An 18,687-nucleotide genomic window follows, 5' to 3' on the forward strand; every position below is an offset into this window, starting at 1 on the left:
TCTAAAAATATTGGGGCAGTCAGGGGCAGTCCAGGGAATGAATAGAAGTCAGAAGTTATTCGGTATGAGTGTGCTGGCGTTGGTGGTGAGTGGATGTGCGGTCACCAGCGATCCGATCGAGCGCAGCGTCAGCGAACAGCGCGCTCGAACCGACCTGCAGAACATGTACAAGGATCAGGAGCCGCTGAGTGGTCCACTGACCCTGCACCAGGCCATGGCCCGGGCGGTGAAGTACAACCTCGAAGGGCGCTTGAAGATCATGGAGGAGGCTCTGGCCAAGCGTCAGTTGGACCTGGCCAGTTTCGACATGCTGCCGCGCATGGCCCTGGACGCCGGGTATGTGGGCCGTAACAACGTCAATGCCTCCAGCAGCCAGAGTGTGGAAACCGGTACCCAGTCCCTGGAACCGTCGACCTCCCAGGATCGTGACCGCGAGGTGGCGGACCTGACCATGGTCTGGAACGTGCTCGATTTCGGCGTCAGCTACATCAGCGCCAAGCAGGCCGGGGACCAGCGCTTGATCGTGCAGGAGCGCCGACGCAAGGTGATCAACACTATCGTCCAGGACGTGCGTTCGGCCTATTGGCGGGCCATGGCCGCCGAACGCCTGCTCAAGCAGATCGACAGCCTGATGGCCCGGGTCGAGGCCGCACGCGACAACAGCCAGAGCATGAGCGAACAGCGCATCGGCGATCCGGTACAGGCCCTGGGTTACCAGCGTTCACTGATCCAGGCCACTCGCCAGCTGGAAGAGCAACGCCGGGCGCTGTCCCTGGCCAAGACCGAACTGGCAACCCTGATCAACTTGCCCCTGGGCACCGAGCTGACGCTGGCGACCCAGGATGAATACACCATCCCGGAGCTCAAGGTCGACCTGGCCCGTCTCGAACAGGAAGCCCTGGCCAGCCGTCCGGAACTGCGCGAGCAGGATTACCAGACCCGCATCACCGCCGCCGAAACCCGCAAGGCCATGTTGCGCCTGCTGCCGGGGCTGGAGTTTTCCGCCGGCGGGCATTACGACAGCAACTCGTTCCTGGTGGAGCAGGGCTGGGCTGACTATGGCGTGAAAGTCACCTGGAACCTGTTCAACGTGATCTCCGCCCCGGCGGCCATCGACGTGGCCAAGGCCGGTGAAGAAGTGGCGTCGGCGCGTCGCCAGGCGATGTCGATTGCCGTGCTGGCGCAACTGTACGTGGCCAACGCGAATTATCGCGAAGCCCTGCGCCAGTTCAAGACCAGCCAGCAACTGTCGGACATCGATGGGCAGATTGTCGGTCAACTGCGCAGTCGTCACCAGGCTGCCGGCATCGGTGAGCTGGACCTGATCCAGGGTGAACTGAACACTCTGCAGGCCGATCTGCGTCGGGACCTGGCCTACGCCGACCTGCGCAACGCCTATGGGCAGATCTTCGCCAGCGCCGGCCTCGACCCGCTGCCGAATGAAGTGCAATCGACCGAAGTCCAGTCGATTGCCACGGCGCTGGCCAACCGCGAAGCGGCCTGGGCCCAGGGCGATATCACGCTGCCCCAGCCTGCCCCGGTGACTCAGTAACCGGGCGCTGGCATGACGCGCCCGGCGTTTTCCCGACTGCCGGTGGCGGTGAACCTGCCGCTGCTGTTGCAGGCGCTGGCGGCCATTGAAGACGCGCGCTGGCAGGGGCATTTCAACAGTGCCTATCACAGCGGCGACTGGAGCGGCGTGGCGCTGATTTCGGCGACCGATGCGGTTACCGAACTGTCGCCGGGGCGCGGTCAGCCCGTGCATCGCGCGCCTTGGACAACGGACGGTCGCTGGCATGAGGCGTTGCGCAACTGGCCGGTGGAGATCGTCTCGGCCCGGCTGCTGCGGCTAGGGCCGGGCGGGTGCATCCACGAGCATCGCGACTATGACCTGGGTGGGCCGGACGCCGACCTGCGCCTGCACGTTCCCCTGCTCAGCCCCCCTGACGTGGATTTTTTCCTGGATGGACAAATCATTCCGATGACGGCCGGCGAATGCTGGTTTCTCGACTTGGCGCGGCCTCATCGAGTGGTTAACCGAAGTGCTCATTCGCGGGTTCACCTGGTACTCGATTGTCGCCCCGGGCCGTGGCTGGTCCAGCAGATTGCCGATGGGCTGCCCACTACACCCGTCGCGCGTGCCAGGCAAAGCGACTTCGCTCGGTTCCAGCAGCGCGTCGAAACCGATCCTGACCTCACCCGGACCTTGCAGAGCCTGCCTGACCTCGACGCTTTCATTGCGTCGGCGCTAGCGCTGGGAGCCGAACGAGGGTTTCATTTCACCCGGGAAGAATTGCGAGCCACTATGCGCAACGGTCGCCGGCAGTGGAGAGAGCAGTGGAAAACCTGAATCTGCACGGTTGGCTGCCGATCCGCCTATGGCAAGAGGCCGGGCAGTGGCGGGTCGATTGGTGCTGGTTTGGTGACGCGCAACTGCGGCAGCCATTTTTTGGCGACGCCGTGGAACACGCGCTGCGCCTGCCCTTCAACCAGGCATTCCGCCGCCAGACGCCCTTGGACGCTCTGGGTCTGTGGCAACGGCAAAGCCCGGGCCTTGGGCCCAGTGCGTTCATTTTCCATGCCTCCCGTTGCGGTTCGACCTTGATCAGCCAGATGCTCGCCCAATTGGACGACCACATCGTCATCTCGGAACCGCCACCCCTGGATGCGTTGCTGCGCGGTGATCTGCCGCCCGCCGAACGGTGCGTGGCGCTCAAGGGCTTGCTGTCGGCCTATGGGCAGCGCCGTCGAGGCGTGGAGCGACGCCTGGTGGTCAAGCTCGACGCCTGGAACATCGGTGAGCTGGCGCTGTTGCGTGAGTGCTTTCCCGACACGCCCTGGCTGTTTGTCTATCGCGACCCCTTGGAAATCGCCGTCTCCCACCTGCGCCGTCCCGGCATGCACATGGTGCCGGGGATGATCGGGGCAACGGTCCTGGACGATGGGTTGCCGTTCGCCAGCCAGGAAGATTTCATCCCGCGTCGGGTGGGGCGGTTGTTGGCGACGGGCTTGGAACACTGCCGGGCATCGGCTGGGATGGCGGTCAACTACACCGAGCTGCCCGAGGCGATGACGGGTAGGCTGGCGACGTTTTTCGGCCTCGATGATCGGCAGTGCAAGCGGGTGTTCGCGGCGGTGGGGCAGCACGCCAAGCAGCCGGCGCAGGTGTTTGTTGGCGATAGCGAGGACAAGCGCCGGGAGGCTTCGGCGTTGTTGCGTGAGCGGGTGTTGCACTGGGCGCAGGGGCCTTACGAGGCGTTGAAGTCACTGCCGCTGTAACACGCTTTTGTGGCGAGGGAGCTTGCTCCCGCTGGGCTGCGCAGCGGCCCCAAGCTTTTTGCGGTTGCTGCGCAACCGAGCGGGAGCAAGCTCCCTCGCCACAGTGTGCTCGGCTCCAAGGGACTAGACTGCATGAATAGAACCCAGTCATCCATTCATGCTCAGGAGTCCGACATGGAAACCCCGATCCATACGCTTCCCGCCTTGTTCAAACAACTCGGCCTGCCTGACGACGCCGTCAGCATCGATCAATTCATTGCCAGCCATTCACCGCTCAAACCCGACCTGCACCTGTCCGATGCGTTTTTCTGGAATGAGGGCCAGCGGGATATGCTGCGCGAGGAAATCCTTGAGGATGCAGATTGGGCGGTGGTGGTGGATCAGTTGGATGTGTTGTTGCGCAAGGGGCGTAGCGAGTGAGACCGACGCAATACCTGAGGGTTGATTGGTTATTTGTTTTAGTTATTAACAAATAGCTTCTTATTCCTTAAGTAATATAGCTCTCCTCCCTATACTCGTCCGGGAACAGACACGCAGGAGAGCACCCATGCGCAACGAATCGATTCGCTACCTGATTGTGCCGGGCTGGCAAGGATCGCCGGAAAATCATTGGCAAACCCACTGGCAGAACAGCCTGCCCAACAGTGCCCGGGTCGAGCAGGCCGATTGGGTGACGCCACGGCGTGAGGACTGGGTCGCGGCGTTGGCCGAGGCCGTGGCCGCTGACAGCACACCGGTCATCCTGATCGCCCATAGCCTGGGCTGCATCACGGTGGCCCATTGGGCGGCCACCGCGCCGGTGCAGTTCCTGCGGCAGGTGCGCGGGGCGTTGCTGGTGGCACCGGCGGATGTCGAGCGGCCGGCCTGCGTCCCGGCACTGCGCAACTTCGCGCCGATTCCCAATGATCTATTGCCGTTCCCAAGCCAAGTGGTCAGCTCCGACAACGACGCCGCCGTGAGCGCTCCGCGCGCCTTGGAGTTGGCCCGCAACTGGGGGGCCGAGGCCGGGATCCTGTCAGGGGCGGGGCATATCAATGTGAAGTCCGGCCACCAGCGTTGGGAGCAGGGTTTCGCTTATCTCTACCGTCTGCAAAACCGCATGGAGCATCACGCCCTGCGTCGCGCCTGAATTTTTAGCGCCCCCCGTCTCCCGGCGGTCTGGGGCGGGAGCCTGCCATGAGTTTGCATGAAACCTTCGGTCAGCCCTTGCTGACCTTTCCCGATGCGGAAAAAAGTCCCCTGAGCATTCGCGCCAAGGCGCTGGTATTCGTCGACCCTCGTTCGCGGCAGTTGCGCCAGGAATTGGAGCAACTGGCGCCCCGGGCGATTTCGGTGCTGATACGCGGCGAAACCGGTAGCGGCAAGGAATTGCTGGCCCGGCATATCCATCGCGAAAGCGATCGCGGTGGGTTGTTTGTGTCGGTCAACTGCGGCGCCATCAGCCCGACCTACGCCGACGCTGAACTGTTCGGCTATGCCGCCGGCAGCTACGGCGGTTCGGCCAGCAGCCGGGCCGGTTGGTTCGGTTCGGCCAACGGCGGCACCCTTTACCTGGATGAAATCGGCGATTTGCCGCTGCCGATCCAGATCAAATTGCTGGCTGCGCTGGAAAACCATGAAGTCACCCGAGTGGGTGCCCATCAGCCCAGCCCGGTGGATGTCCGCCTGGTCGCGGCCACCAGCATCGACCTGGCGCAAGCGGTGGCGGCCGGGAAATTCCACGAACGGCTCTACCACTACCTGGGCGAAGGCCGGCTCGAACTGCCGGCCCTGCGCGAACGAGTGGGCGATATCCTGTCCCTGGCCGAATATTTCCTGGGCATCTACAGCCAGCGACTCGGCCTGGCCGTGCCGCTGATCAGTGAAGCGGCGCAACATGCCCTCGAACAGCACAGTTGGCCGGGGAATACCCGCGAACTGGAAAACGTCATCCACTTCGCGTTGCTGGTGAGCACGGGGGATGAAATTTTGCCGGAGCATTTGAATCTGCCGGCCCAGCCTTCAGCCCTGGAGCTGATTGACCGGCAGGTGGCGCAGGTCATCGCCCGGGGCTCGGACGCCGAGCGCACAGCCCTCAAGGCGCTGCTCAATCGACTGGACCAAATACCGTAGGCCTGGACACCCACTGTGGCGAGGGAGCTTGCTCCCGCTCGGTTGCGCAGCGACCGCAAAAATCTTGGATCCGCTGCGCGGCTCAGCGGGAGCAAGCTCCCTCGCCACAAAAGGCGGTGTTTTTATATATGAGTAAAATGAATATGAACTTGAATAAAAGATATTGTTAAGGAATAAAAAATATCGGTATTGTCCGCATCACGCCAGCGATAGCACTTCACTGGCACACCACATTTAGCCGTCGTCCATGACGACTGTGATTTTCGATAAGGACACTGCATGAAAAAGGTTCTGTTGTTCACCGCATTGGCGGCAGCCCTGGCGTCGGGCCTGGCCCAGGCCGCAGAGAAACTGGTCGTGGCCGCTACGCCAGTGCCCCACGCTGAAATCCTCGAGCTGATCAAGCCGGCCCTGGCCAAGGAAGGCGTGGACCTGGAAATCAAGGTTTTCACCGACTATGTCCAACCCAACGTACAGGTTGACCAGAAGCGCCTGGACGCCAACTACTTCCAGACCCTGCCGTACCTGACTAACTTCAACGAAGGCAAAGGCACGAACCTGGTGACCGTGATCGGTGTTCACGTCGAACCGTTCGGCGGCTACTCGAAGAAGTACAAGAAGCTGGCTGACCTGCCAAACGGCGCGACTATCGCGCTGCCCAACGAAGGCAGCAACAGCGGCCGTGCGCTGATCCTGTTGCAGAAGGCTGGGCTGATCGAGTTGAAGGATCCGAAAAACGCGTTGGCGACCCCGAAAGATATCGCCAAGAACCCGCATAACTTCAAGTTCAAGGAACTGGAATCGGCCATGCTGCCGCGGGTGCTGGACCAGGTCGACCTGGACCTGATCAACACCAACTATGCCCTGGAAGCGGGTCTTAACCCGGCCAAGGATGCCCTGGTGATCGAAGGCGCGGATTCGCCTTACGTCAACTTCCTGGTGGCCCGTCCGGACAACAAGGACAGCCCGGCCATCCAGAAGCTGGCCAAGGCCCTGACCAGCCCTGAAGTGAAGGCGTTCATCGAGAAGAAATACAGCGGCGCGGTACTGCCGGCGTTCTGATTCGCGAGGTAATCCCTTTTACGGTTTCAAACGCCGACGGCTGATACAGCGTCGGCGTTTTTTTGTGCTCGAAGGATTGCTTGGGTCAGGAACAGGATTACCTGTGGCGAGGGAGCTTGCTCCCGCTCGGCTCTGTAGGAGCTGGCGAAGCCTGCGATCTTTTGATCTTTCGCTTGAGATTCAAGTGTCTTTGGAAGGATCGCAGCCTCGCTGCACTCGTCAGCTCCTACACAGCTCCTACAGGTCACAGATCAAAGGCGCAAATCAGGCCACCCCGCTCTTCAATGCCCTACGCAACGCCACCAACAATTTCACGATTTCCTGCGGTTCCATTCGCTGCGGCACTTTTATGTCAGCCATGTTTTCTTCCTTGTAATGGTGAGGAGGATGTCGCGAAAGATCCTCCCTGCGGCGCAAGGAAAATAGTCGTCTTTGACCTTCCCGGCAAATCCGAGTGAATAGTTTTTTGCGTGATATCAATATGCTTTAACGGTATTTAAATTCCAGTTCTTATGCCATTAAAGTCGTGCTTGCCGAGTAGCTATCCGCTGCCCATGGACCGCATGACCGCCGCTTATCGAGCGGCGTCCAGGATGTTCAATGAACTTCGATTACGCTTTTATCCTCAACACCCTCCCGGCGTTTCTCAAGGCCGTGGGCGTGACGTTGCAGGTCGGCCTTATCGCCATCGCCACGTCGCTGCTGGTGGCGCTGTTCAACGCGACGATCCTTGTGCTGCGCACGCCTTACCTGCAACGCCTGGTGGGGCTGTACGTGGAGCTGGCCCGCAACACGCCGCTGCTCATCCAGTTGTTCTTCGTCTACTTCGCCTTGCCGGCGCTGGGCATCAAGGTGTCGGGGTTTGCGGCAGCGATCATCACCATGACGTTCCTGGGCGGCGCCTACCTCACGGAAGTGCTGCGCGCGGGGGTGGACGCGGTGCCCCAGGCGCAATTGGAATCCGGTCGCTCCATCGGGCTGTCCCACGGGCAATTGCTGCGCTACGTGATCCTGCCGCAGGCCGGCATCCTCAGCCTGCCGTCGCTGTTCGCCAACTTCATTTTCCTGTTGAAGGAGACCACCGTGGTCTCGGCCGTGGCGGTGCCGGAGATTCTCTACACCACCAAAAGCTACATCGCGCTCTACTACAAGACCTATGAAATGCTCGCCGTGCTGACGCTGATTTGCGTGCTGCTGTTCTTGCCGCTGTCGCTGTTGCTCAGCCGCCTGGAAAGGAGGCTCCAGCATGGCCAGTTCGGGTCTTGAGTTGCTCTGGGTGTCGTTGCCGCAACTGGGCAAGGGCGCGGCGCAAACCCTGTCGATTTCCTTCCTGAGCATCGCCATCAGCACCGTCGGCGGCGTGCTCTACGGTGTGTTGCGTACGTTGGGTGTGAAGTGGTTGGACGCCGTCCTGCGGGTCTACCTGGAGCTGTTCCGGGCGATTCCGGTGCTGGTCTGGTTGTACCTGCTGTTCTTCGGCCTGCCGATCTTTTTTGGCCTGAGCCTTCCAAGCTTCTGGTGCGCGGTCCTGGTGTTGTCGCTGTGGGGCGCCAGTGAAGTCGGCGAAGTGGTGCGCGGCGCATTGCGTTCGTTGCCGCGCGGTCAACGGGAGGCGGGGTTGTCGATTGGGTTGAACGGTCCGCAACTCTACGGTCATGTGCTGTTACCGCAAGCACTGAGACGCATGACACCGCCGACCATCAACGTCTACACGCGCATTATCAAGACCAGCTCGCTGGCGGTGCTGATTGGCGTGGTGGATGTGATCAAGGTCGGCCAGCAGATCATCGAGCGCACCTACGAATCCGTGCTGATCTACGGCGCGCTGTTCCTGTTTTTCTTTTTCATCTGCTACCCGCTCTCGGCCGCCTCCCGCGTGCTGGAGCGGCGTTGGACGCAAGCATGAGCGCATTGATCGAGTTCAAGGGTTTCAACAAGTTTTTCGGCGAGCAGCAGGTGCTGGACGGCATCGACCTGCAAGTGAAGACAGGCGAAGTGATCGTCATCCTCGGCCCCAGTGGTTGCGGCAAAAGTACCTTGCTGCGTTGCCTCAATGGGTTGGAAGTGGCCCACAGCGGCCGCTTGAGATTCGCCGGCCGCGAGTTGCTGGACAAGGGCACCGACTGGCGCGAAGTGCGGCAGCAGATCGGCATGGTGTTCCAGAGCTACCACCTGTTCCCGCACATGAGCGTGCTCGATAACCTGCTGCTCGGTCCGGTCAAAGTGCAAAAACGCGACCGCCACGAAGCGCGCGGCCAGGCCGAAGCCTTGCTGGCCCGTGTGGGCCTGCTGGACAAGCGCGACGCTTTTCCACGCCAGCTCTCCGGCGGCCAGCAGCAACGTATCGCCATCGTGCGTTCGCTGTGCATGAACCCCAAGGTCATGTTGTTCGATGAGGTCACCGCCGCCCTCGATCCGGAAATGGTCAAGGAGGTGCTGGAAGTCATCCAGGGCTTGGCCCGCGAAGGCATGACGCTGTTGATCGTCACCCACGAAATGGCCTTCGCCCGCGCCGTGGCTGACCGCATCGTATTCATGGACGCCGGGCGAATCCTTGAACAGAACCCTCCCGAGATTTTCTTTACGAACCCGCAAACCGCACGCGCGCAGCAGTTCCTGGAGAAGTTCTCCTACGTCGCCGCACTACCCAAAACGACTCAAACAAAGGAACTGGAACTGTCATGAAAACTGCCAAGTCTTCTCTGCTGCTACTGCCATTGCTCGCCGCCTTCCTGCTGGCCGGCTGCAATAAAACCGAAGAACCGCCGAAGCCGAACGTCGCCAGCCAAGGCACCGCGCCGGCCAGCTACCTGGACAAAATCAAGGCGCGGGACAAATTGATTGTCGGCGTCTTCACCGACAAGCCGCCGTTTGGTTTCGTCGATGAGGCGGGACGATATGTCGGCTTCGATACCGACATCGGCCGTCGATTCGCCAAGGACCTGCTGGGCGATGAAAACAAGGTCGAGTTCGTCGCGGTCGAACCGGCGAGCCGGATTCCATTCCTACAGAGCGACAAGGTCGACCTGATCCTCGCCAACATGACCGTGACCCCGGAGCGCAAGGAGGCGGTGGAGTTCACCAACCCGAACCTGAAAGTCGCGGTGCAGGCGCTGGTGCCGCAAGCCAGCGCGGTGAAAAGCCTCGATGACCTGGCGAGCCGCACTATTATCGTGACCACCGGCACCACGGCGGACATCTGGCTGACCAAGAATCACCCGGATTGGAAGCTGCTCAAGTTCGAGAAAAATTCCGAGTCCTTGCAAGCGCTGGCCAACGGTCGTGGTGACGCCTATGCCCAGGACAACTTGGTGCTGTTCAGTTGGGCCAAGCAGAACCCCGGCTATCGCGTGCTGGAGCAGACGCTGGGCGCCGAAGCACCGATCGCACCGGCGGTGAAGAAGGGCAATCTCGAGCTGCGTGACTGGGTCAATGCCGAGCTGGCGAAGCTGGGTGAAGAGAAGTACCTGCTCAAGCTGTACGACCAATATGTGCGCAAGGAACTGGGCGATGACACCAAACCTGAGAGTGTGATTGTCGAGGGGGGCAAGTGGCAGGGGTGATGGGCTGAAGAATGTGATCCAGCAGGCAACCTATAATCCTGTGGCGAGGGAGCTTGCTCCCGCTGGCCTGCGAAGCAGGCCCCAGCATTCCTGCTGGCTGACCGCATTAGCCGCTTTTGCGACTGCTGCGCAGCCGAGCGGGAGCAAGCTCCCTCGCCACAGGGACACTGGCTAGTCCGGCCAATGCCACGCCGGCCGGTGATCAGGTTCAGCCGGCCCAGGGGATGACCAATTTATTGATGGATCGGTAGTTGGCCACCGCCAATGTCTTGAGCATGGGCAGACTCCTGCTGCTTGGGTTCGTAGGAGCTGTCGAGCGCAGCGAGGCTGCGATCTTTCCGAGCCCAATTGAATCTCAAGCGAAAGAACAAAAGATCGCAGCCTCGCTTCGCTCGACAGCTCCTACAGGAGGCGATCAGTTCGCCTGATTTGCTGCACCCATTGTATTCGTGGAACCCTGTTCTAAGCTCACAGTCGTATCGTCACTGGTACGTCCGTACAACGCAAAGGAGTCTGCATGGCTGGTCCCGGAATCAAATTGATTGTTGGCTTGGGCGTGTGTGCGTTGTTGACGGGGTGCGGTGACAAGAAGCCCGAAGAAAAGGCCCTGCCACGGGTTTTCGTGCAGCAGGCCGTGCCCAGCGAATACGCCGCCTCGGTGACCCTGACCGGCGATATCCAGGCGCGAGTGCAGGCCGATCTGTCGTTTCGCGTCGGTGGCAAGATCATCGAACGCAAGGTGGATGTCGGTGACCGGGTCTCGGCCCGACAAGTGCTGGCCCGGCTCGATCCCCGGGACCTGCAGACCAACGTCGACTCCGCCGAGGCCCAGGTCGCCGCCGAGCAGGCGCGGGTCAAGCAGAGTGCGGCGGCATTCGTGCGCCAGCAGAAACTCCTGCCCAAGGGCTACACCAGTCAGAGCGAATACGACACGGCCCAGGCCCAACTGCGCAGCAGCCAGAGTGCGCTGACCGCCGCCCAGGCCCAACTGGCCAACGCCCGTGAGCAACTGAGCTACACCGCGCTGATTGCCGAAGCGCCGGGCATCATCACGGCGCGCCAGGCGGAAGTCGGCCAGGTGGTGCAGGCCACGGAGCCGATCTTCAGCCTGGCCCGGGACGGCGAGCGCGACGCGGTGTTCAATATCTATGAATCGTTGTTGAGCGAACCGCCGTCGGACCCTGCCATCACCATCAGTCTGCTGGACAACCCCGCCATCAAGACCACCGGCACGGTGCGCGAGATCACCCCGGCGGTGTCTGCCCAGACCGGCACCGTGCAGGTCAAGGTCACCCTCAATGACTTGCCCGAAGGCATGCGCCTGGGGTCGGTGGTCAGCGCCACGGCCAAGTCCGCCGGCAAGACCGCCTTCGAGCTGCCTTGGTCGGCCCTGACCAAGAACCTCAGTGACCCGGCCGTGTGGCGGGTGGACGGCGACGGCAAGGCGCAATTGCAAACGGTGACGGTCGGCCGCTACCTGACCGGCAAGGTCATCATCAGCGACGGCCTCAAGGGCGGCGAGAAAATCGTCACCGCCGGCGGGCAATTGCTGCACCCCGGCGTACGCGTCGAGATCGCTGAAAACACTTATGAAAAATCCACCCCGGGAGCCCAGCCATGAAGCGTGTGTGGATGGTCTCGGCGGGCCTCTTGCTGGCCGCCTGCTCCAAGGAAGAAGCACCGCCCGAACCGGTGCGCCCGGTGTTGTCCGTTGAAGTCCGGGCCCTCGACCAACAGGCGCTCGGGCGGTTCGCCGGGAATATCCAGGCGCGCTACGAGAGCAACGTGGGTTTTCGCGTGCCCGGACGCATTGCCAGCCGCAATGTCGATGTCGGCGCGGAAGTGAAGAAGGGCGACCTGCTCGCCACGCTCGACCCCACCGACCAGCAGAACCAGTTGCGCGCCGCCCAGGGCGATCTGGCGCGGATCGAGGCGCAGTACATCAATGCCCAGGCCAATGCCCGTCGCCAGCAGCAATTGTTCGACCGTGGCGTGGGTGCCCAGGCGCAACTGGACATCGCCCAGACTGACCTGAAAACCACCGGCGCCTCGCTCGAACAGGCCCGGGCGGCGGTGGAGCAGGCCCGCGACCAGCTCAACTACAGCCAATTGCACACGGACCACGACGCGGTCGTCACCGCCTGGAACGCCGAAGCCGGACAAGTAGTCACCGCCGGCCAGCAAGTAGTGACCCTGGCCCGCCCGGACATCAAGGAAGCGGTGATCGACCTGCCGGCCGGGCTGGTCGAGCGGCTGCCCACGGACGTGGTGTTCGAAGTCGCCGCGCAATTGGACCCGAGCATCCGTACCACCGCCATCGTCCGCGAGATTGAACCCCAGGCCCAGAGCGCGACCCGCACCCGCCGCGCGCGCCTGACGCTGACCGACACACCGCCAGGTTTTCGCTTGGGCACGGCCATCAGCGTGACCCTGAGCTCGACCATCGAACCGCGCCTCGAACTGCCGCTCAGCGCGTTGCAAGAGATCGATGGCAAGGCACGCATCTGGCTGGTCGACCCGCAAACCCAGACCGTCTCACCCCGTGAGGTACGGATTCTCGAACGTTCGGCCAGCTCGGTACTGGTGGCCAACGGCATCAAGGCTGGCGACCGCGTGGTCAGTGCCGGCGTGAACAGTCTCCAGCCAGGACAGAAAGTGAAGCTCGACGAGGACGCACGATGAAAGGGCCTTTCAACTTATCCGAATGGGCCCTGCGGCATCAGTCGTTCGTCTGGTACCTGATGTTCGTGGCCCTGTTGATGGGCGTGTTTTCGTACATGAACCTGGGTCGCGAGGAAGACCCGTCGTTCACCATCAAGACCATGATCATCCAGACCCGCTGGCCAGGCGCGACCCAGGAAGAAACCCTCAGGCAGGTCACCGACCGCATCGAGAAAAAACTCGAAGAGCTCGACTCCCTCGACTACGTCAAAAGTTATACCCGTCCGGGAGAGTCGACGGTGTTCGTGTACTTGCGCGATACCACCGGGGCCAAGGAGATCCCCGAGATCTGGTACCAGGTGCGCAAGAAGATCAACGACATCCGTGGCGACTTCCCCGAAGGCTTGCAAGGGCCCGGATTCAATGACGAATTCGGCGATGTCTACGGTTCGGTGTACGCCTTCACCGGCGACGGTCTGTCGATGCGCCAGTTGCGCGACTACGTGGAGCAGGTGCGCGCCGAGATCCGTGACGTACCGGGCCTGGGCAAGGTCGAGATGGTGGGCGAGCAGGACGAAGTGCTGTACCTGAATTTCTCCACGCGCAAGCTCGCCGCCCTGGGGATCGACCAGCGCCAGGTGGTGCAAAGCCTGCAATCGCAGAATGCCGTAACCCCAGCCGGGGTGATCGATGCCGGGCCGGAGCGGATTTCCGTGCGCACGTCCGGGCAGTTCCAGTCGGAAAAAGACCTGGCCAACGTCAACCTGCGGCTCAATGACCGGTTCTATCGACTGGCCGACATCGCCGACATCCGTCGCGGCTACGTCGACCCCGCCACACCGATGTTCCGCTTCAACGGCACGCCGGCCATCGGCCTCGCCATCGCAATGAAAAAGGGCGGCAACATCCAGGACTTCGGCAAGGCGCTGCACGCGCGCATGAACGAACTGACCGCCGACTTGCCGGTGGGCGTTGGCGTGCACACCGTGTCGGACCAGGCCGAGGTGGTGGAGGAGGCGGTCGGCGGTTTCACCAGTGCCTTGTTCGAGGCGGTGATCATCGTCCTGCTCGTCAGCTTCGTCAGCCTCGGCGTCAGGGCCGGGCTGGTGGTGGCCTGCTCGATTCCGCTGGTGCTGGCGATGGTCTTCCTGTTCATGGAATACAGCGGCATCACCATGCAGCGGATTTCCCTCGGCGCGTTGATCATCGCCCTCGGCCTGCTGGTGGACGACGCGATGATCACCGTGGAAATGATGGTCACGCGCCTGGAAAAAGGCGACAGCAAGGACCAGGCCGCGACGTTCGCCTACACCTCGACGGCGTTCCCGATGCTCACCGGGACCCTGGTGACCGTGGCCGGTTTCGTCCCCATCGGCCTGAATGCGAGTTCCGCTGGCGAGTACACTTTCACCTTGTTCGCGGTCATCGCCGTGGCGATGCTGGTGTCGTGGATCGTCGCGGTGCTGTTTGCCCCGGTGATCGGCGTGCACATCCTCAGCACCAACGTCAAACCCCACAGTGCCGAGCCGGGGCGGATCGGCCGGGCATTCAACGGCGGCCTGTTGTGGGCGATGCGCAACCGCTGGTGGGCCATCGGCATCACCGTGCTGCTGTTCGTGCTGGCGGTGTTTTGCATGCGCTTCGTGCAGAACCAGTTCTTCCCGTCCTCGGACCGACCGGAAATCCTGGTGGACCTCAACCTGCCGCAAAACGCTTCGATGGACGAGACCCGCAAAGCCGTCGACCGCCTGGAAGCGACCCTCAAGGACGACCCGGACATCGCGCGCTGGAGCACCTACATCGGCGAAGGCGCGATTCGCTTCTACCTGCCGCTGGACCAACAACTGCAGAACCCGTACTACGCGCAACTGGTGATCGTCAGCAAAGGCCTGGAGTCGCGCACCGCGCTGACCGAGCGTCTGCAAAAGCGTCTGCGCGAGAATTTCGTCGGCATTGGCAGCTACGTCCAGGCCCTGGAAATGGGCCCGCCGGTGGGCCGGCCGATCCAGTACCGGGTCAGCGGCAAGGACATCGACCAGGTGCGCAAGCATGCGATCGAACTGGCCACCGAGCTGGACAAGAACTCGCACATTGGCGAAATCATCTACGACTGGAACGAGCCGGGCAAAGTGCTGCGTATCGACATCGCCCAGGACAAGGCGCGGCAGTTGGGCTTGTCGTCCGATGATGTGGCCAGGCTGATGAACAGCATCGTCAGCGGCTCGCCGGTGACCCAGGTCAACGACGATATCTACCTGGTCAACGTGGTTGGCCGTGCCGAAGATGCCGAGCGCGGTTCGCCGGAAACCTTGCAGAACCTGCAAATCGTCACCCCGGGCGGTACGTCGATTCCGTTGCTGGCGTTTGCCACGGTGCGCTATGAACTGGAACAGCCACTGGTGTGGCGTCGTGACCGCAAGCCGACCATCACCATCAAGGCTGCGGTGCGCGACGAGATCCAGCCCACCGACCTGGTCAAGCAGCTGCAACCGGACATCGACAAGTTCGCCGCCGGCCTGCCAGTGGGCTACAAGGTGGCCACGGGCGGTACGGTGGAAGAGAGCAGCAAGGCCCAAGGGCCGATCGCCAGCGTCGTGCCGCTGATGCTGTTCCTGATGGCAACCTTCCTGATGATCCAGTTGCACAGCGTGCAGAAACTGTTCCTGGTGGCGAGCGTCGCGCCCCTCGGGTTGATCGGCGTGGTGCTGGCGCTGGTGCCGACGGGCACGCCCATGGGCTTCGTGGCGATCCTGGGGATTCTCGCGTTGATTGGCATCATCATCCGTAACTCGGTGATCCTGGTGACCCAGATCGATGAGTACGAACGTGACGGCTACGAGCCTTGGGATGCGGTGGTGGAGGCCACCGAACACCGGCGTCGACCGATCCTGCTCACGGCCGCTGCGGCGAGCCTGGGGATGATCCCGATTGCCCGGGAAGTGTTCTGGGGGCCGATGGCCTACGCGATGATCGGCGGGATCATCATCGCCACCCTGCTGACGCTGCTGTTCCTGCCGGCGCTGTATGTGGCCTGGTACAAGATCCGCGAGCCCAAGCGTGATTGACACGGCTGCATGTGCAGCCCTTGTGGCGAGGGAGCTTGCTCCCGCTGGGATTCGAAGTTGATGCGGATATTTCGGCCAGCACAAAACAAAAACTGTGGGAGCGAGCTTGCTCGCGATGAGGCCCTTCCGGTCACCGCGGATCTTTACTTACGCAACAACCGCAACCCATTGAACACCACCAGCAAGCTCACCCCCATGTCGGCAAATACCGCCATCCACATGGTGGCGAACCCGGCGAAGGTGACCCCGAGAAAGATCGCCTTGATCACCAAGGCCAGGGCAATGTTCTGCTTGAGGATGCTGGACGTCTGCCGCGACAGGCGAATGAAGGCCGGGATCTTGCGCAGGTCATCGTCCATCAGCGCGACATCGGCGGTCTCGATGGCCGTGTCGGTGCCAGCCGCCGCCATGGCGAAGCCGATTTCCGAACGGGCCAGGGCCGGGGCGTCGTTGATGCCGTCGCCGACCATGCCGACGCGGTGACCCTGGGCATACAGTGCTTCAATGGCTTTGAGCTTGTCTTCCGGCAACAAGTCGCCCCGCGCCTGGTCCATGCCCACCTGTGCGGCAATCGCTTCGGCGGTGTGGGCATTGTCGCCGGTGAGCATCAGGGTCTTGATGCCCAGGTCATGCAATTGCCGGATGGCTTCGCGGCTGGAGTCCTTCACGGTGTCGGCCACGGCAAACAGCGCCAAGGGGCCTGTACTGTCGAGTAGCAGCACCACGGACTTGCCTTGTTTTTCCAAGGCGAAGAGTTTCTCTTCCAGTTCGGGAGAGCACAGGCCAAGGTCTTCCACCAGGCGGTGGTTGCCCAGGTGATAGGTCTGGCCGCCGATGTCGCCGCGCACGCCGCGCCCGGCAAGCGCCGCGAAGTTATCCACAACCTGCGGTTCCAGTTGCTTATCCACAGCCGCATTGGCAATCGCCCGCGACACGGGGTGGTCGGAACGGGCGGCGAGACTGGCGGCCAGTGCCGGGGCGGTATTTTCCACGGTTGGGTCCAGCGCCACGTAGTCGGTTTGCACCGGCTTGCCGTGGGTGATCGTGCCGGTCTTGTCCAAGGCCAGGTAATCGAGCTTGTAGCCGCCTTCCAAGTACACGCCGCCTTTGACCAGGATGCCTTTGCGCGCCGCGGCGGCGAGGCCGCTGACGATAGTCACGGGTGTGGAAATCACCAGCGCGCACGGGCAGGCGACCACCAGCAGCACCAATGCCCGGTAGATCCAGTCGAACCACAGCGCACCCATGAACAGCGGTGGAATGACCGCCACTGCCAGGGCCAGGGCAAACACCGCCGGGGTATAGATCGTCGAGAAGCGGTCGACGAAGCGCTGGGTCGGTGCCCGGGAGCCCTGGGCCTGCTCCACGGCGTGGATGATTCGCGCCAGGGTCGATTGATCGGCCGCGGCGGTCACGCGGTATTCCAGTTCACCGGCCTGGTTGATGGTGCCAGCGAACACCTTGTCACCGACGGTTTTTTCCACCGGCAGGCTTTCACCGGTAATCGGCGCCTGGTCGACGGTCGAACGGCCGGCGACCACCTCACCGTCCAGCCCGACGCGTTCGCCAGGCCGCACTCGCACCCGCGCAGCCAAGGCAATAGCCTTGACCTCCTGGACCTGCCAGGTGCCATCGGCCTGCTGCACGGTGGCCTGTTCCGGGGCCATCTGCATCAGGCCGCTGATGGCGTTGCGCGCCCGGTCGAGGGATTTGGCTTCGATCAGTTCGGCCACGGTGAACAGGAACATCACCATCGCCGCTTCCGGCCATTGGCCAATCAGCACGGCGCCGGTCACGGCGATGCTCATCAGCGCATTGATATTCAGGTTGCGGTTCTTCAGGGCGATCCAGCCCTTCTTGTAGGTGCCCAGGCCACCGCTGAGGATCGACATCAGTGCCACCAGGGCGACCACCCAGTTTGGCGCCGCACTGGTGAAATGGATCACCTCGGCGCCCAGGGCCGTCACCCCGGACAGTGCCAACGGCCACCAGGGCTTGGCCGGGGCGGGCAGGTCGTTGGTTTCCGGTTTCTCGCCCGCGGTCAGCGGGTCGGCCTGCATGCCTAAAGATTCGATGGCCTTGATGATCGGCGCGTCGCTGGGCAAATCGTGGGTCACGCCCAGCACGCGGTTGATCAGGTTGAATTCCAGTCGCTGCACGCCTTCGAGCTTGCCGAGCTTGTTCTGGATCAGCGTCTGTTCGGTGGGGCAGTCCATGGCTTCGATGCGAAAACTGCTCAGCCGCGCACCGTCCGTCGGCGTTTTGCCGAGGTTGACCACCGCTGGCGCCGCCTTCGAGGCGCAGCAGGAATGCCCGTGGTCATGGCCGTGGTCGGGTTTGTGGATGTGAAGGGAATCGCTCATCGGGTGACGTCCGTGAAAAGTGCCTGTTGCGCAGTAAAGACCCTGTAGCCACTATAGGGTCAAGCGCCTATTTAGGAGGTCGCATCATGAAGATCGGAGAACTGGCGAAGATCACCGACTGCCAGGTCGAAACCATCCGCTATTACGAGCGCGAAGGCCTGCTGCCGGAACCGGCCCGCAGCGACGGCAACTACCGCGTCTACACCCAGGCCCACGCCGAACGGCTGACGTTCATCCGCAACTGCCGCACCCTGGACATGACCCTGGAAGAAATCCGCAGCCTCTTGGCCCTGCGCGACAGCCCCCAGGACCAGTGCGAAAGCGTCAACGCACTGATCGACGAACACATCCAGCACGTCAAGGCCCGCATCGATGGCCTGCTGGCCCTGCAGACGCAACTGATCGACCTGCGCCATCGCTGTGGCGAAGGACCGGATTTGGATCAATGCGGGATCTTGCAGCGGTTGGAAGTGAGCGGGGCGGTGGCGCCGGAGGTGGAGCATTCACATGTGGGGCGTAGCCACGGGCATTGAAAGCCCATTGATCGTTCCCACGCTCCGCGTGGGAATGCAGCCTGGGACG

Annotated in this window: 16 protein-coding genes; 15 read left to right on the forward strand and 1 reads right to left on the reverse strand. The window is 62.3% G+C overall.

The features are described from left to right. Nucleotides 1-37 precede the first annotated feature (37 nt). The 14 genes from AD659_RS00330 to AD659_RS00395 all read left to right on the forward strand — a co-directional run bounded on the left by AD659_RS00330 (nt 38) and on the right by AD659_RS00395 (nt 15,742). Nucleotides 38-1,552 (forward strand): TolC family protein, encoded by a 1,515-nt coding sequence (locus tag AD659_RS00330; RefSeq protein WP_053117207.1) that lies wholly within the window; start codon nt 38-40, stop codon nt 1,550-1,552. Between the two features lie 12 nt (nt 1,553-1,564). After that, the gene (locus AD659_RS00335; protein ID WP_053117209.1) at nt 1,565-2,350 is read left to right on the forward strand and encodes an aspartyl/asparaginyl beta-hydroxylase domain-containing protein; all 786 of its coding nucleotides are present in this window, start codon (nt 1,565-1,567) and stop codon (nt 2,348-2,350) included. Continuing rightward, the gene (locus AD659_RS00340; protein WP_053117211.1) at nt 2,338-3,279 is read left to right on the forward strand and encodes a sulfotransferase family protein; all 942 of its coding nucleotides are present in this window, start codon (nt 2,338-2,340) and stop codon (nt 3,277-3,279) included. Before AD659_RS00335 ends, AD659_RS00340 begins: the two co-directional genes overlap by 13 nt. Nucleotides 3,280-3,453: 174 nt before the next feature. Next, entirely contained in the window at nt 3,454-3,699 is a 246-nt protein-coding gene (locus tag AD659_RS00345; RefSeq protein ID WP_053117213.1) for a DUF2789 domain-containing protein, read from the forward strand. 127 nt (nt 3,700-3,826) lie between these two features. Next, nucleotides 3,827-4,408 carry an alpha/beta hydrolase gene (locus AD659_RS00350; RefSeq protein WP_053117215.1) on the forward strand — a complete coding sequence of 194 codons (582 nt, stop codon included), beginning with the start codon at nt 3,827-3,829 and terminating at the stop codon, nt 4,406-4,408. A 47-nt stretch (nt 4,409-4,455) separates the two neighbouring features. Continuing rightward, on the forward strand, nt 4,456-5,391 hold the full coding sequence (locus tag AD659_RS00355; protein ID WP_053117217.1) for a sigma 54-interacting transcriptional regulator: 936 nt from the start codon (nt 4,456-4,458) through the stop codon (nt 5,389-5,391). 279 nt (nt 5,392-5,670) lie between these two features. Next, the gene (locus tag AD659_RS00360; RefSeq protein WP_053117219.1) at nt 5,671-6,453 is read left to right on the forward strand and encodes a MetQ/NlpA family ABC transporter substrate-binding protein; all 783 of its coding nucleotides are present in this window, start codon (nt 5,671-5,673) and stop codon (nt 6,451-6,453) included. Between the two features lie 600 nt (nt 6,454-7,053). After that, nucleotides 7,054-7,719 (forward strand): amino acid ABC transporter permease, encoded by a 666-nt coding sequence (locus tag AD659_RS00365; RefSeq protein WP_053117221.1) that lies wholly within the window; start codon nt 7,054-7,056, stop codon nt 7,717-7,719. Next, nucleotides 7,700-8,359 carry an amino acid ABC transporter permease gene (locus tag AD659_RS00370; RefSeq protein ID WP_053117223.1) on the forward strand — a complete coding sequence of 220 codons (660 nt, stop codon included), beginning with the start codon at nt 7,700-7,702 and terminating at the stop codon, nt 8,357-8,359. The genes AD659_RS00365 and AD659_RS00370 overlap by 20 nt, the downstream gene beginning before the upstream one ends. After that, nucleotides 8,356-9,138 carry an amino acid ABC transporter ATP-binding protein gene (locus AD659_RS00375; RefSeq protein WP_053117225.1) on the forward strand — a complete coding sequence of 261 codons (783 nt, stop codon included), beginning with the start codon at nt 8,356-8,358 and terminating at the stop codon, nt 9,136-9,138. Before AD659_RS00370 ends, AD659_RS00375 begins: the two co-directional genes overlap by 4 nt. Further along, the gene (locus tag AD659_RS00380) at nt 9,135-10,016 is read left to right on the forward strand and encodes a transporter substrate-binding domain-containing protein (protein WP_053117227.1); all 882 of its coding nucleotides are present in this window, start codon (nt 9,135-9,137) and stop codon (nt 10,014-10,016) included. The genes AD659_RS00375 and AD659_RS00380 overlap by 4 nt, the downstream gene beginning before the upstream one ends. 517 nt (nt 10,017-10,533) lie before the next feature. After that, on the forward strand, nt 10,534-11,637 hold the full coding sequence (locus AD659_RS00385) for an efflux RND transporter periplasmic adaptor subunit (protein WP_053117229.1): 1,104 nt from the start codon (nt 10,534-10,536) through the stop codon (nt 11,635-11,637). Beyond that, the gene (locus AD659_RS00390; protein ID WP_053117231.1) at nt 11,634-12,698 is read left to right on the forward strand and encodes an efflux RND transporter periplasmic adaptor subunit; all 1,065 of its coding nucleotides are present in this window, start codon (nt 11,634-11,636) and stop codon (nt 12,696-12,698) included. Before AD659_RS00385 ends, AD659_RS00390 begins: the two co-directional genes overlap by 4 nt. Next, nucleotides 12,695-15,742, forward strand: coding sequence for an efflux RND transporter permease subunit (locus AD659_RS00395; RefSeq protein ID WP_053117233.1), 3,048 nt, complete (start codon nt 12,695-12,697; stop codon nt 15,740-15,742). Before AD659_RS00390 ends, AD659_RS00395 begins: the two co-directional genes overlap by 4 nt. Nucleotides 15,743-15,885: 143 nt before the next feature. On the opposite strand, the gene AD659_RS00400 is transcribed toward AD659_RS00395, so the two are convergent. Further along, nucleotides 15,886-18,105, reverse strand: a complete 2,220-nt coding sequence (locus tag AD659_RS00400) for a heavy metal translocating P-type ATPase (RefSeq protein WP_053117235.1) — start codon at nt 18,103-18,105, stop codon at nt 15,886-15,888. 86 nt (nt 18,106-18,191) lie between these two features. Here AD659_RS00400 and cadR point away from each other — a divergent pair, with 86 nt between their 5' ends. Next, entirely contained in the window at nt 18,192-18,638 is a 447-nt protein-coding gene (gene cadR, locus AD659_RS00405; RefSeq protein ID WP_003196623.1) for a Cd(II)/Pb(II)-responsive transcriptional regulator, read from the forward strand. Nucleotides 18,639-18,687 lie beyond the last annotated feature (49 nt).

The sequence above is a fragment of the Pseudomonas thivervalensis genome (assembly GCF_001269655.1).
Taxonomy (GTDB): domain Bacteria; phylum Pseudomonadota; class Gammaproteobacteria; order Pseudomonadales; family Pseudomonadaceae; genus Aquipseudomonas; species Aquipseudomonas thivervalensis.

Coding starts and splice junctions, on each gene's coding strand:
- AD659_RS00330 (WP_053117207.1), top strand. CDS start 38: ATGAATAGAAGTCAGAAGTTATTCGGTATGAGTGTGCTGGCGTTGGTG.
- AD659_RS00335 (WP_053117209.1), top strand. CDS start 1,565: ATGACGCGCCCGGCGTTTTCCCGACTGCCGGTGGCGGTGAACCTGCCG.
- AD659_RS00345 (WP_053117213.1), top strand. CDS start 3,454: ATGGAAACCCCGATCCATACGCTTCCCGCCTTGTTCAAACAACTCGGC.
- AD659_RS00350 (WP_053117215.1), top strand. CDS start 3,827: ATGCGCAACGAATCGATTCGCTACCTGATTGTGCCGGGCTGGCAAGGA.
- AD659_RS00355 (WP_053117217.1), top strand. CDS start 4,456: ATGAGTTTGCATGAAACCTTCGGTCAGCCCTTGCTGACCTTTCCCGAT.
- AD659_RS00360 (WP_053117219.1), top strand. CDS start 5,671: ATGAAAAAGGTTCTGTTGTTCACCGCATTGGCGGCAGCCCTGGCGTCG.
- AD659_RS00365 (WP_053117221.1), top strand. CDS start 7,054: ATGAACTTCGATTACGCTTTTATCCTCAACACCCTCCCGGCGTTTCTC.
- AD659_RS00370 (WP_053117223.1), top strand. CDS start 7,700: ATGGCCAGTTCGGGTCTTGAGTTGCTCTGGGTGTCGTTGCCGCAACTG.
- AD659_RS00375 (WP_053117225.1), top strand. CDS start 8,356: ATGAGCGCATTGATCGAGTTCAAGGGTTTCAACAAGTTTTTCGGCGAG.
- AD659_RS00380 (WP_053117227.1), top strand. CDS start 9,135: ATGAAAACTGCCAAGTCTTCTCTGCTGCTACTGCCATTGCTCGCCGCC.
- AD659_RS00385 (WP_053117229.1), top strand. CDS start 10,534: ATGGCTGGTCCCGGAATCAAATTGATTGTTGGCTTGGGCGTGTGTGCG.
- AD659_RS00390 (WP_053117231.1), top strand. CDS start 11,634: ATGAAGCGTGTGTGGATGGTCTCGGCGGGCCTCTTGCTGGCCGCCTGC.
- AD659_RS00395 (WP_053117233.1), top strand. CDS start 12,695: ATGAAAGGGCCTTTCAACTTATCCGAATGGGCCCTGCGGCATCAGTCG.
- AD659_RS00400 (WP_053117235.1), bottom strand. CDS start 18,105: ATGAGCGATTCCCTTCACATCCACAAACCCGACCACGGCCATGACCAC.
- cadR (WP_003196623.1), top strand. CDS start 18,192: ATGAAGATCGGAGAACTGGCGAAGATCACCGACTGCCAGGTCGAAACC.